General features: G+C 64.6%; 10 protein-coding genes. 6 read left to right on the top strand and 4 right to left on the bottom strand.

Annotated features, from left to right (window positions below):
* Positions 1-44 precede the first annotated feature (44 nt).
* Entirely contained in the window at positions 45-1,127 is a 1,083-nt protein-coding gene (locus C487_RS05790; protein WP_006184760.1) for a transposase, read from the bottom strand.
* Between the two features lie 308 nt (positions 1,128-1,435).
* On the opposite strand from C487_RS05790, the gene C487_RS20945 reads away from it, so the two are divergent.
* The gene (locus C487_RS20945; protein ID WP_006184759.1) at positions 1,436-1,576 is read left to right on the top strand and encodes a hypothetical protein; all 141 of its coding nucleotides are present in this window, start codon (positions 1,436-1,438) and stop codon (positions 1,574-1,576) included.
* 75 nt (positions 1,577-1,651) lie between these two features.
* Here the strand turns inward: C487_RS20945 and C487_RS05785 are convergent, their stop codons facing one another.
* Entirely contained in the window at positions 1,652-2,071 is a 420-nt protein-coding gene (locus C487_RS05785; RefSeq protein WP_006184758.1) for a hypothetical protein, read from the bottom strand.
* 298 nt (positions 2,072-2,369) lie between these two features.
* Here C487_RS05785 and C487_RS05780 point away from each other — a divergent pair, with 298 nt between their 5' ends.
* Entirely contained in the window at positions 2,370-3,827 is a 1,458-nt protein-coding gene (locus C487_RS05780) for an MATE family efflux transporter (RefSeq protein WP_006184757.1), read from the top strand.
* Between the two features lie 785 nt (positions 3,828-4,612).
* On the opposite strand, the gene C487_RS05775 is transcribed toward C487_RS05780, so the two are convergent.
* A complete protein-coding gene (locus tag C487_RS05775; protein WP_006184756.1) occupies positions 4,613-6,568 on the bottom strand; it encodes an archaea-specific SMC-related protein in 1,956 nt (651 codons plus the stop codon).
* 63 nt (positions 6,569-6,631) lie between these two features.
* A complete protein-coding gene (gene rdfA, locus C487_RS05770; protein WP_006184755.1) occupies positions 6,632-7,258 on the bottom strand; it encodes a rod-determining factor RdfA in 627 nt (208 codons plus the stop codon).
* 603 nt (positions 7,259-7,861) lie between these two features.
* On the opposite strand from rdfA, the gene C487_RS05765 reads away from it, so the two are divergent.
* The 4 genes from C487_RS05765 to C487_RS05750 all read left to right on the top strand — a co-directional run bounded on the left by C487_RS05765 (position 7,862) and on the right by C487_RS05750 (position 14,059).
* The gene (locus tag C487_RS05765; protein WP_006184754.1) at positions 7,862-10,117 is read left to right on the top strand and encodes an NADP-dependent malic enzyme; all 2,256 of its coding nucleotides are present in this window, start codon (positions 7,862-7,864) and stop codon (positions 10,115-10,117) included.
* An 820-nt stretch (positions 10,118-10,937) separates the two neighbouring features.
* Entirely contained in the window at positions 10,938-11,999 is a 1,062-nt protein-coding gene (locus C487_RS05760) for a zinc-dependent alcohol dehydrogenase family protein (protein WP_006184753.1), read from the top strand.
* 494 nt (positions 12,000-12,493) lie between these two features.
* Positions 12,494-13,531, top strand: coding sequence for a Gfo/Idh/MocA family protein (locus C487_RS05755; protein ID WP_006184752.1), 1,038 nt, complete (start codon positions 12,494-12,496; stop codon positions 13,529-13,531).
* A 312-nt stretch (positions 13,532-13,843) separates the two neighbouring features.
* On the top strand, positions 13,844-14,059 hold the full coding sequence (locus C487_RS05750) for a hypothetical protein (RefSeq protein ID WP_006184751.1): 216 nt from the start codon (positions 13,844-13,846) through the stop codon (positions 14,057-14,059).
* Positions 14,060-14,172 lie beyond the last annotated feature (113 nt).

Genomic DNA, 14,172 nt, shown 5'->3' with positions numbered 1-14,172 from the left:
TGAACACTGAACTCGCAATTCGGGAGCGTGTCATAGAATCCAACTCATAGCTTGAGCATCTCACGTCCTGGATCGTGTCCTCGCTCGTAGTTGGTGATTGCAATGACGATCCGAAGACATAGCGCAACGAACACTTCTGTTCGTGCGTGGACGCGGCCTCGGGCGCGGACGTGCCCGAGGCCGCAGTCCTTGACTGCGTCGTTGGTTCGTTCGATTCCTGTCCGGTTGTTGAACGTCTCGTCCAAGATGGATCGTTTCAGCTGAACGTCCTCGCTGTGTTCCTCAATGCGGTCTTCGACCCTGTACTCGATGTCTTTCGGGTCGTCAGTGTTTCGCGGGTTGTACGGAGCGATTGNGCTGTGTTCCTCAATGCGGTCTTCGACCCTGTACTCGATGTCTTTCGGGTCGTCAGTGTTTCGCGGGTTGTACGGAGCGATTGGCACGACTCCTGCGGTCAGCAGGTAGTCGTGCCAATCGAGGATGTCGTAGGCGCTGTCTCCAAGCATCCAGATCGGGGTATCGACGGCGAGCGCGTCACCCGTGACGCGCATCGCCGTCTCTTGGTCTGCTTGTTTGGCCTGTGTGAACTCCGCTGCTATCGGGATCTTTGCACCGGTTGAAACGATCGTACAGCCGAAGCCGTAGTAGTACTCTTCGGCTGTTGGATCGTAGTTCCATGAGGCAGCGTCGTTGTACTGGATCGCCTCGATGTGCGTCGAATCGATAGAGTACGTCGAGTCGAGCAGGCCGCGGACGGCGGCCTGCTCGACGAGCCTGTCGAAGACATCGTTGATAATGTGTTCGAGATCAGTGAGAAACCGGTCAATGGTGTCTCTCGATGGCGGTTTGTCGAGTCCGCAGTAGTACCAGACAAGGCCGTGCTGGAGTTCTCGCGTGACTGGGCGTGTTCCGTAGATGTTCTTGTAGTAGCAATGGAGAAAGGCGCGAAAGAGATCAGGTGGCTGGTGAACTCGTGTTCCCCCCCGGCGAGCGGGGGCGAACACGTCGTACTCCAGTAGAAACTCGAACTCAAGATACTCAAACAGCGGAACTGTTTCCGTAGCCGCTGCATTCAAAAACTCATCGACCGAAGCAACGTCTTGCAGGGTCGCGGTTGTGCTGGACACACTTTCCGCACCCTGCTGCTTCGTACGTGACGCTTTCTATGACACGCTCGTCGCTTCCTAATTCTGTGTAAATCGCAGTCTGGCGTCCGAGATTCGGCTGCCGGCTCGGGTGTCAGAAGCCAGCAGCAGCGTTCCGGTTGCGGCAACCGGTATCGCCCCTCGAAACCGAGCAGGCGTCCCAACGGTCCCCCGCTCCTCTGCCGGCAGTCGAACTGTTAAAGCCGACCCGACAGCACCGAAAGCGAACGCCGTCTCGCTGGACGCGACCGGCGATGAAACTTAAGCCGACTCGAGTGGTAACTCACAACATGGCATACCGGCTCCAGTGCGACAGCTGTGACCTCGAGAGCGAGTACACCGATTGGGCCGACGCGAACGGCGACGCCAGCGACCACGAGGCCGAGTACGCCGACCACTGGGTGAGTATCGTCGATCTACAGGAGGCCTGACCGTCGTCGTCGGTCGAAGGAGGTGCCGACGAGGCCGCTCGTCGGGACCGAGCGACGGTTCTCTCTCGGCCGCGATCACTCTTCCAACTCGCGGTCGGGGTCGTCCTCGAGAGCGGCCGCCAGGATCGCCGTGTGGACCGTTCGACTGTCGGTTTCCTGAATCGTGGCGGCGGCCTGAAAGCGCTCGCGAGCCCGCGTCACCGTCCGTGGCTCGGCGGCGAGCTGTGCGAGAATGAATGCGTCGGCGTCGACCGCCCGGGCGGCCGCGAAGTCCGCCGCGTCGTACAGGGCCGCGAACTCCGCGACCACGTCCGAGACGAGCCGATCGGTCGCATCAGCACCCGGATCGCCGACCGGAACGCCGGCGTCGGACGGATCGAAGTAGTCCTCGTAGTCGACGACGCCGGCCGACTCGTACAGGTACGCCTCGAGCGCATCGAAGACCGGTTCCGAGACGTAGACGCCGAACAGTTTGTACCGATCGTCGCGAGTCATCACGTAGTGCCCCGTGTCGCTTGCCGTAAGCGATGCTCTCGAGAGTTATAAACCCGCGAGGTATCGGGCGCTATCGATCCGCGAACGGGGTGGGTGTCCTCGACCGCGGCTACGAAACGGACCGATGGGCCGCACAGTCCCCGCATCTCAGGTGCCGGTCAGCTCGGTCGTGTCGCAACGCGGTGGTGTGCTCGACCCACGACGGCTGTCGGCCATCCCGCGGAATCGTCCATGACGTATTGCTGAGAGATAAAATGTTTTAGCGCTGAGCCGTGACCGATCTAGCGTGGCTTCTCGAGTGCCGAATCCGCTCCGATGGCTCCTGCTGTCGATCGGGTCCCTGCTTGCGTGGGGAGGGATCGTCGACGCCCGGCGCGTCGAGCGGACCACCGATCTCGCCTGGCCGCGGATCGTTACCGGCATCGCCCGGATGTCGAAGTCCGCGGCGGACGTGGCGATGGTCGGGATCGCCCTTGGTCCGGCGGCGATCGCCGGGGTCGGCTTCGCGACCCCGTTCTGGTCGATCGCGTTCGCCATCGGCGGCGGGGTCGCCGGGGCGACGATCAGCCTCGTCTCGCAGCGTTACGGCGCGCGGGCGACCGAGCAGTTGTCGCTTGCGGTGACGACCAGCGCGCTCGTCGTCGTCATCATCACCGTTCCGCTCGGGGTCCTCTACTGGACCGTTCCCGAACGACTGATCGGACTCGTCGGGAACGACGCGGCGTCGATCGCCTACGGCGCTGCCTATCTCCGGGTCCTCGCCCTCGGCGTGCCTTTCGCCGCGGTGAACCTGATCGCCAGTCGGACGCTCGTCGGTGCCGACGACGCGTGGACGCCCATGATCATCCGCGCCGGCGGCGCGATCGCCAACATCGCCATCAACGCCGTCTTGCTGTTCGTCCTCGAGTGGGGCGTCGTCGGCGCGGCGATCGGGACGGTGCTGGCCAACGTCTTCGTACTGGCGGCGTTCGTCACCGGTTTCACCGTCGGCCGGCTCCCCGTGATCGGGGCGTTCCCCGTGACGATCGATCGTTCGGGGCCGTATACGACCCTCGCGGATCTCCGGAACGTGATCGACATCGGGGCCCCACTCGTGTTTACGAACGTCGCCAGGCGGGCCGCACAGTTCCCGATGCTCGCCATCGTCGCGCTGTTCGGGCCGAACGTGGTGGCCGCCTACGTCGTCGCGCGCCGCGTCCGCGATCTGATGGACACGCCGGGATGGGGCTTCTCGCTGGCCTCGAGCAGTCTCGTCGGTCAGGAACTCGGCACCGGTGACGAGAGTAACGCCGACACGTACGGCCGAGCGGTGCTCCGGTTCGGAACCACCGTCTACCTCTGCAGCGCGGCCGCCGTCCTCGTCGTCGCCGAACAGGTCGGCCGGCTGTTCGTCGACGATCCGTCGATCCTGCCGCTGGTGACGACCTTCATCGTCGTGGCCTGCGTCAGCGTCGTCTTCCGCGGCGTTAGCGGCGGCGCGACCGGGCCGCTCCGCGCGAGCGGGGATACCCGCTGGCCGTTCTACGGGCAGGTGCTCGGGCTCTACGTCTTCGCGCTTCCCGTCGCCACCCTCGGAGCCGTCTCCGTTCCCCTCGGTCCCGTCGGGGCCGTCACGCCGCTCGGGATCGGCGCGCTCTACGCGGCGCTGATCCTCGAGACGCTCGTTCCGGCGGTCGTCACCTACTACCGGTTCGCCGCCGGCCACTGGAAGGCCATCAGTCGCGGCTATCGGCCCGAATCCACGCCCGGCGACTGAGTCGTCGCCGTCGGGGCCGGAACGCGGGTGAAGCGGGCCGACGCTGCCGCCGTGGACGGGGTGGTCTCGAGGGCTGGAATCCCGCCGGTCTCGGCGGGACTCTTGCACCGGTGTAGCGCCGTTTCGGCGATGGTTTCGGGGCCGATCCCCAGCCGCCGGAGCAGTGCGGTCCGAGTGGTCCCCTTAGTGGGTCGACCCGCAATCGAACCGCCACGCACCGGCCCGTGATGCGGGGCTCGTTCATCGTCGTGCTCGACGGGAGTGAAGCGCGCTGTACGTCCGTCTCCCGGGACACGACTAGCAGTACGACCGAGAAGTCAACTATACAGCTATCATCCATAGCTGATATATCTTCGACGGCATCGGGACGGACCCCGATCGCCGTGTCAACTGCTGTTCGGCCGTACTGGCCGGGTACTCGCTTTCTTTCCGGTATTCCGCTCGGTTTGACGATCTCGCCGACCGGCCTCCAGCGAACGGCCGGCCGATCGTTCGGAACGGTCGACGAAATCGCGGAGACGAGTATACACGCGGCGAATACGGCTGTTCACCCGAGAGCGGTAGTTCCTGTGACGGATCGCCCGTTCAAAGGTCCGGCTACCGTCATATATGATAAAATATACTATTTACATACTTCTTGAATATGTGTCCTTTCGTTCCGATCGGCCCGATGAACGCACCCGATCGATAGACGACTGGATCACAGGACCGCCATCGATGGAAGCAAGGCACTCCGTCGACGGGAGCACAGCGAGACTGCGTCGGGGGACCACTGGCTGCGGGAGTTAAATCTCTTCGACGTACGTATACGTCTCCGACAGCGCCGCGGCGTCCTCGCGAAGCAAGGCGACGACCAGGCAGTCGACGTACTCCTCGAAGTATTCGACGAGGTCAGCGATCCGGTCCGAGTCGATCGCCTCGAGCGAGTCCAACAGCATGAACGGAACGATCTCGTGGACGTCGTGGACCAGATAGCCGGCGAGCGCGAAGACCAGTCCCGTGACCTCGCGTTCGCTCTCCGAGAGGTGGTCGACGGTGTCCTCGTAGGTCCGGCCGTCCTCGGTCGTTCGGACGATGTGGAGTTCGAACGCGGTTCGCGTGACCTTCCGCCGCCCCTCCCGGACCGTCTTCTCGCGTCGTTCGATCCAGATACGGTCGATGTTTCGGTACTCCAGAATCGAGAGGATCGACTCCATGTGCTCGTTGAACGCGTCGACCGCGTTCGCTTCGATCCGGTCGACGCGCGTTCTGAGGTCGGTCAACTCCGCTTCGACGGTCTCGCGGCGGTCCTCGAGATCGCTTCGTTCCTCGATTTTCCCCTCGATCTCCTCGATCCGTTCCTGTACGTCGTCGCGTTCGGCCTCGAGGTCCTCGAGTTCGAGTTCGAGTCGATTCAGTTCGCGGTGCGTCTCGATCACCTCGCCGTACTCGGTGTTCTCGAACGTTTCGGCGTCCGACTCGAGTTCGTCGAGCCGCGCCTGCTGTTCCTCGAGGTCGGCTTCGAGCTCCGCGATCCGTTGGGACCGGCGCTCGAGATCGTCCTCGATCGCCTCGAGCCGGGTTTCGATCTCCCCGCGCTTCCGGCGTCGGTCCCGGAGCTCCTTCTGTCGGTCGGAGAGGTCGTCGATCCGCGCTTGGAGGTCGCTGCGCTCGGAGAGCTTTCGCTGGCGCAGCGAGCGCAACCGATCGAGCGTCGATTCGATCCGGTCGCGGTCGACCTGGGAGCCACACGTCCAACAGACGACGTCGTCCGACGCCGCGAGCAGCTGGTCGGTGAGATCGTCACCGTCCCCCTCGGCTGCCCCGTCGGACTCGTCGAGATCGAGGTCGATCCCGTCGTCGGCGAGTCGCTCCTCGTTGAACCGGATCACGCTCTGGAGTTCGCTGACGGTCGTGTCGAGCGACCGTTTCCGGCTGCGAAGCTCCTGGACTCGCCCCTCGAGTCGGTCCGGCGACTCCTCCCCGTCGTCGAACGCTTCGAGTTCGTCCTCGAGTTCGTCCCGCTCCCGTTCGAGTTCGGCGTAACTCTCCCGCTCGGTCTCGAGGTCGTACTCGATCGACTCGAGTTCGGTTCGCGCGTCCTGCAGGTCGGCAAACGCCGACTCGATCTCGTCCTTTCGCTCCCGACTCGCCTCGATGTCGAGGTCGAACGCGTCGAGGGTAGCCTCGAGTTCGTCGATCCGCCCGGTCGTCGTCTCGATTTCGTCCTCGAGCGCGGCGCGGTCGGCTTCGAGGGCGGGGAGGTCGCTATCGAGTCGGGCGAGTTGCTCGAGGCGCTCGTCGAGGTCGCGCTTTTCGGCCTCGAGCGTGTTGATCTCCGCTTCGATCTCGTCGGTATCGATCGGTTGCATAATGAGATCACGGAGATCGTCGCCCCGCCTGACGGTGCGACGCGCCTCGTTGGACTCGAGCAGGAAGGCGAACAGATCGGCGAGTTCCGGATCGTCGAGGTACGGATCGCCGTCGAAGACGACATCGCCGTCACGCCGCTCGAGGGACCGCGTGTACTGTTCGTCGTCGAAGGCCAGTTCGACGCGGCCGGCGTCCGCGTCGCCTTTCAGTGACGATCGCCGACTGCCCAGCGCCGCCATGATCGTCTGGAGGAACGACGTTCGGTTCGTCGCGTTCCGGCCAGTCAGGACGTTCACGCCGGGTTGAAGCCGTACTTCGGTACTGTCGATGCCGCCGATGTTCTCGGCCGCGACGGTGATCGACGAGGTGACTGACTCTGGAGATGACACGACTGCTCCTTCTCGCCGCTGAACTAAATGTTATTTGGTTACGGCCGTTATTCCGTGACGTACTCACACGGCGTCGGCACCGTCACAGTCACAGCCACCCTGATCGAGCAAGTCCGCGATCGGGTAGTCGGCACCGCAGTTGCCACAGATCGTTCGCACATCGACGAACACCTCGTACTCCCGGTCCGTGATCTCGCCGGCGTTCCCGAGTTCCTCGAGCGTCGATTCCGTGATGACCTGCGTACGGCCGGCGAGACGCTGGACGGTCTCTTTCTTCCGTTCGATGCGATCCTCGGGGTCTTCCTCCGGAAGGGAGGCGTCGCGGACGTTCGTGAGATACGTATAGATCGTCTGGTGAGTCACGAAGTCGGACTGAACGTCGTCGATATCGACCCCCGTCCGCTCGAGTTCGCGTCGTTTCCGAACCGCGTCGGATCGCGACACGTCGTCGTTCGTCAGCGTTCGGTAGAGCGAATCGATATCCGTATCCAGGACGGACGTGCCCGCATCGCGTACGGCCGCCCGGAGCACGGCCTGATTGAACTCGGTCGCGAGGTCGCGCAGACTCGTCCGCTCGGTCCCGTCGCCGACCCACTCGGACTCCAACCGCTCACCCCACTCCTCGAGATCGTATCGATCCATCACTCGCTCGACTTTCGTTCGGCGTCCGCCGCTCGAGTCGTCCGTCATACCCAATGTAACTGATGCCTGTCGTACAAATGTTGTGATTACCGTCAGGGGAGCCCGAAGTCCGTTCGGGGTTTTGAACTGCCGGCAAACCGAACCGGTACTGTAACGATACGTATGGATAGTGGAACGGGGACCGTCATTGCGGAGTTATATATTCACGTGCTATACGCATACCACAGGCGGCCGAAAGGGCGTTCGGTGCTCCGTACGCGGTATCGATGCCGTTCGAACTATCGGATCGGGGTGACCGCCCGGTTGTGCTCTGCTCCGATTAGTTACAGAACCGGTTGGTTGGCGAGGAGAGCGATCGCGGCCGACCGACGACGGGGTCAGTTACTGATCTATGGCTGTAAACGCAATGGATGGAGTGTCGAGTTTCATTTGATATGACTACACACAGGCACTTAGCCACACGGCCGTCTCGAGAGTCCAGTTGGAAGACGACCTCGCCGCCGGCGGCCGATCGTATCGGGGTCCCGACCGCGACGCGATCCATGCCACGGTACAGATCAGTCACGTTTCTGAAAGGGTCCGTTCCGGGTCGCACAGCCGACGAGCACAGCCGTACTCTTTTGTCGGTCCGCCGGAGACACACGATCACACATGGACGAAGACGCGCTCGAGTATCATCGGACCGATCCGCCAGGCAAAATCGAAATCGCGACGACGAAGCCGACGAACACGCAGCGGGACCTCTCGCTCGCGTACTCGCCCGGCGTCGCCGCGCCGTGTCAGGAGATCGACGCGGACGCGGGCGAGGCCTACCAGTACACGACGAAGGGGAATCTCGTCGGTGTAATCTCCGACGGCTCGGCGGTCCTCGGGCTGGGCGACATCGGCGCGCAGGCCTCCAAGCCAGTCATGGAGGGCAAAGGCGTGCTGTTCAAACGGTTCGCCGACATCGATGTCTTCGACATCGAACTCGATCTGGACGACACGGACGCGTTCGTCGAGTCGGTCGCCGCGATGGAGCCGACGTTCGGCGGCATCAATCTCGAGGATATCGCAGCGCCGGACTGTTTCGAGATCGAAGAGCGACTCCGCGAGCGCCTGTCGATTCCCGTCTTCCACGACGACCAACATGGCACCGCCATCATCAGCGGTGCTGCCCTGCTCAATGCCGTCGAGATCTCCGGGAAGGACCTCGCGGACATCGAGGTCACCTTCGCCGGCGCGGGCGCGGCCGCGGTCGCGACGGCCGAGTTCTACGTCTCGCTGGGCGTCCGTCGGGAGCACATCACCATGTGTGATATCGACGGTCTGCTGACGACCGAGCGGGCCGAATCCGGGGACCTGGACGAGTACAGCCGGCAGTTCGCTCGAGATCTCCCCGAGGGCGATCTCGCGGACGCGATGCGGGGTGCCGACGTGTTCGTCGGCCTCTCGGCCGGGGGCATCGTCAGTCAGGAGATGGTTCGGTCGATGGCCGACGACCCGATCATCTTCGCGATGGCCAACCCCGACCCGGAGATCGGCTACGAGGAGGCCAAGGCCGCCCGCGACGATACCGTCATCATGGCTACCGGCCGCTCGGACTATCCGAACCAGGTGAACAACGTTCTGGGGTTCCCGTTTATCTTCCGCGGTGCGCTCGACGTCCGCGCCACCGAAATCAACGAGGAAATGAAAGTCGCCGCGGCGACGGCGCTGGCCGATCTGGCCACGCAGGACGTCCCGGACTCGGTGGTCAAAGCCTACGGCGACCAACCGCTCCAGTTCGGCCCCGACTACATCATTCCCAAACCCCTCGACGCCCGCGTGCTCTTCGAGGTCGCTCCCGCGGTCGCACGCGCGGCGATCGACTCCGGTGCGGCCCGTATCGAGTGCGATATCGACGAGTACGTCGAACGACTCGAGGCGCGCCTCGGCAAGTCCCGCGAGATGATGCGGGTCGTCCTCAACAAGGCGAAAGCCGACCCGAAGCGCATCGCGCTGGCCGAGGGAACTGACGAAACGATCGTGCGGGCGGCGTCCCAGATCGTTGAACGGGGCATCGCGGAGCCGGTCCTGATCGGCGACGCGGACGAGGTGCGGCGCACGGCCGCGAACCTCGGCCTCGAGTTCGAGCCGACCGTCGTCGATCCCGAGAGCGGCGATTACGAGGCGTACACCGATCACCTCTACGAGCGGCGGAAGCGAAACGGCATCACGCGCCGCGAGGCGGAGTCGATGATCCGCAACGACACCGACTACTTCGGGAGCGTCATGGTCGACCGCGGCGACGCCGACGCGATGCTCACGGGACTGACGAACCACTATCCCTCGGCGCTCCGGCCGCCGCTGCAGGTGATCGGTACGGCCGACGACGCCGAGTACGCCGCCGGCGTCTACATGCTGACGTTCAAGAACCGCGTGCTCTTCGTCGCCGACGCGACGGTCAATCAGGCACCCAACGAGGACGTCCTCGAGGAGGTTACCCGCCACACCGCCGATCTGGCCCGCCGGTTCGACGTCGAGCCCCGCGCCGCCCTGCTCTCGTACTCGGACTTCGGCAGCGTCGACAACCAGGGGACGCGCAAGCCCCGCGAAGCGGCCCGCCGGCTCCGCGAGGACCCAACCGTCGAGTTCCCCGTCGACGGGGAGATGCAGGCCGATACCGCCGTCGTCGAGGAGATGCTAACCGGCACGTACGAGTTCACCGACCTCGAGGAGCCCGCGAACGTGCTGGTCTTCCCGAACCTCGAAGCCGGGAACATCGGCTACAAACTGCTCCAGCGGCTGGGCGGGGCCGATGCGATCGGCCCGATGCTGGTCGGTATGGACGAACCGGTCCACGTGCTCCAGCGTGGTGACGAGGTCAAGGATATCGTGAACCTCGCGGCCGTGGCGACGGTCGACGCCCAAGACGACGGGCCCTGATCGAGCGTCGTCGAGTGCGATAGGAGTCCCGGCTCAGTTGGCACTCGCCAGGGCGACCGGTTCGCCCTGCCGGGCGGACTCGTGGAGCGTCTCGATGATCCGTCTATCCTGCGGGCTGTGTTGCCAGTCGGGGAAGTTTCGCCGTCGCCCAGCCCGTTCAGCGTTCCTGAACGCCCGCAACGCGGGGAAGTGTGGCGAATCGCGACTCCCCTTCCGGAAGGGATTACAAGCGTATAATTGTAATTAGCATCGCCTGGTATGGGACTCGGACGATGGGTTCGCTGTCGGGATTCGATCCAGACCTAACTCACACGTGATGTTTTCTCTCTACTGTCGAAAATAGATTACTTATCTCGTCGGCCGATTCGGCTCGAACGGGTCGCCGACGTGGCGTCGGTGCCGATCGGTCGGCGTCCCGTTCCGGCGGCCCTCGGACCGACTCGTTCCCCGCCAGCTGGCCGGTTATCAGTCGGTCCCTACACCGCTGTACTCCCTCGTTTCGCGCGTAACCGAAGGCCGAATCCGCAGTCGACGAGCGTTCGCACGTCTCGGGGTTCGATCGCCGAGGGCTCGGTTGCGGAACCCGACTCACACCTCCTCGGAGGTGGACCTCGACGGCTCGAGCGAGGCGCTTCGTCGATCGGCCTCGGTCGACAAACCTACCACTTCGAATTGTATTCTGTTAGTAAGACATATAGACAATCAGGTTGGAGCGCGGTCCAACAGGTAGATCGCCGCGGCCGCGCCCCACTCGACTGCCGACTCGCGATATATGAGCCGACCGCCTATACTTTTGTACTTCCCATTTAATCATCAAACTATGCGAGCAGCCGTACTCGAGAAACATGGGGAACCGCTCTCGGTGGAAGACGTCGACTACCCGGAGCCGCAACCGGACCAGGTCATCGTCGAGACCGAGGCGTGTGGGATTTGTCGCAGCGACTGGCACGCCTGGCAGGGTGACTGGAGCTGGATCGGTGCGGGGGTCCCGGAAGGCCAAATCCTCGGCCACGAGCCCGCTGGCGTCGTGTCGGCGGTCGGCGACGATGTCGAGACGCTCGAGGAGGGCGACCGCGTGGCGGTACCGTTCCACCTCGGCGACGGCAGCTGTTCCCACTGCCGCGAGGGGCGAGCGAACAACTGCGAGACGGTCATCCCCCTCGGCCTGTCGGAGTTCGCGTCGGGAGCGTTCGCGGAGGCCTTCCCGGTTCGGGAAGCCGACTTCAACTGCGTCAAACTCCCCGACGAAGTCGACTTCGCGGAGATGGCCGGCCTCGGCTGCCGGTTCATGACGGCCTATCACGCGCTGGCCGACCGCGCCGACCTCCGACCCGGCGACTGGGTCGCGGTCCACGGCTGTGGCGGCGTCGGGCTCTCGGCGATCCACATCGCCCAGGCGCTGGGCGCACACCCGATCGCGATCGACGTCCTCGACAGCAAACTCGAGCGCGCCGAGGAACTGGGTGCCGTCGAGACGATCAACAGCACCGAGGTCGACAGCGCGCCGGGCGCGGTTCAAGAGATCACCGGCGACGGTGCCGACGTCTCGATCGACGCGCTGGGGATCGCGGAAACCTGCCGGAACTCGGTCACCAGCCTCGGCACCCGCGGCAGCCACGTTCAGGTCGGGCTCACGACCGGCGAGGAGGAGGGCCAGATCGAACTCCCCGTCGACATCATGACGATGCAGGAGATCGACTTCCACGGCTCCTTCGGCATGCCGCTGGTCCGCTACGAGGAACTGTTCAACCTGATCGCACAGGGCACGCTCGAGCCGAGCAAGATCATCGGCGAAACGCTCTCGCTCGAGGAAGCACCGGAGACGCTAGCATCGATGGACGACTACGAGACGGTCGGCATTCCGGTCATCACGGAGTTCTGACCCGCTCCCGAGACACGACCGATCGACAGGATCGGTCACCGACGCAGCATCGCGAGCGGCGACCTCCGGGAGCCGTCGCTGTTCGACACTGATATCGCGAAACCCGGGCGGGGCGGGAACCGCCCTGGGCGTGAGAGACATGAGCGTACTCGAAGCGGGGGCGAGTCCACGTCGAGCGATCCGGGCACGAACGCACGCAATCGGCCGGTCAGCGCGTCGGTCTGCGCGTGTACCCGGCGGGGCCTTTCCTCCCCGCACGTCGCCTAACGGACGGGTCAGGTATTGTTATGCGGCGGTTTGGACGCCGGTAGCGCGCCCGAACCGACGACAGGTTCCGTCTACGCCGTTTGTAGACCGCTGCTACGGTTCGAATTCGTCGATGTCGCCTCGTCGGGCGACATTCCGGTGCGCTGGGCCGCCCCGATAGTGGTACGCGGCGGGTGCTTGCTTGCGACGCCACTAGAGGGATGGCGCTGGGAATGGCTCGAGCGCGTATGACTGACGGCGCTTCGCCACGCCCGGTTCGGCTCGGTATCGTCGGCCTCGGATACATCGGTACGACCGTCGGCGGGCAGTTCCACCGCCATCCGGACGCGACCGTCGAGGCGATCTGCGATCTCGACGCGGACCGTCTCGAGCGAGTGGGTCGGGAGTTCGACGTGCCGGGCGACCGCCGCTATGCCGAGTATCCGGCGATGCTCGCGGCCGCGCCGCTCGATGCGGTCCTGATCGGCACCCCCCACACCCTCCACCACGAGCAGGTCGTCGCCGCCCTCGAGCGTGACTGTCACGTCTACTGTGACAAGCCGCTGACGACCGATCTCGGACGGGCACGCGACCTCGTCGAGCGGGTCGAGCGGAGCGACCGGACCGTGATGGTCGGCTACCAGCGACACCTCCAGACGGCGTTCCGAACCGCCCACGAGCGGTTCGTCGATCGCGAACCGACGTGGCTGATAGCCTCGATCACGCAGGACTGGATCGACGACTCGCAGGGGACCTGGCGGCTCGAGCCCGACCTGTCGGGTGGCGGCTTCCTGTACGATACCGGGAGCCACGTCCTCGACGGCGCGCTCTGGACGACCGGCCTCGAACCGGTCTCCGTCGCCGCGAGTATGGACTTTCACGACGACGACCGCCGGGTCGATCGCCGCGCCCACCTCGACGTCGAGTTCGCGAACGGGGCGAGCGGCACGTTCTCCTTTCACGGCGACGCGCCGTCGGTTCGCGAGCACATCCACCTCTGGGACGCGGAGGGCGCGGTCTATCTCGAGGGGACGCAGTGGGGGTCGCGAACCGTCCGCGAGATCGATCCTGACGCCGGGGAGTACATCCCGTACGTCGATCCCCATGGCGAGCGATCCCGCGCCGACGCCTTCCTCGAGAGCATCGAGGCGGGGAGCGAACCGCCGGCGACGGTCCGGGACGCGCTCCGGGTAACGGCGTTGACCGAGGCGGCGTACGAGGCGGCGAGGACGGGTGACCGCGTCGCTATCGATCCCTCGGCGACTTCCCTCGATGGAGACGGGTGATCGCGGGCCCCGGAGTCCCCGTCGGCAGCGAGACACCACCGGAACCCGGACCACGGTAACCGGCTCGTTCCGTCGCGAAAGCGGTGTTTGCAGCGGCCGGATCGGTTCGCGGGATGTCGCCGCCGATCCCGGTCGACTCGGGCGATTATGCGAGTATTACTGGCGTTCGGCCCGGCTCGAGCGACGGCGGCTGGCGGTCAGGCCCGCCCGCGTCCGTGTTACCGACCGCAACCCGGGTAAAACCGTGATAGGCGGTCGTCGCTTTCGGTTACAAGCCGGATAACTACAACCGGTGATGGCTATCGAACGGGTATGATCACCTGCACTAACTGCGAGACCGCCCAGTTCCTGCAGATCACGCAGAGTCGCGTCTACTTCGAGGACGGCGAGATGATCAACGAGATTTCCGAGACCTACGAGTGTACCCTCTGTGGCGCGACCGGGAAGTACGTCTACGACGACGACAGCGACGAGGAGACCGTCTCCGGGGAGGTCGAACACACGACCGAGCGGCCGAAATACGCCTGACTGGCGGCCCCCGTTCGGGGGCACAATTGACCGACACCGGACCGCGATTCGATCCCAGTAGCGGGCCGGACGTTCGGATTTACCGTCCCGTTTCGAGCGCGACTCGTTCGGCT

Source organism: Natrinema pallidum DSM 3751 (genome assembly GCF_000337615.1).
GTDB lineage: Archaea > Halobacteriota > Halobacteria > Halobacteriales > Natrialbaceae > Natrinema > Natrinema pallidum.
This window is presented reverse-complemented; position numbering and strand designations above follow the sequence as displayed.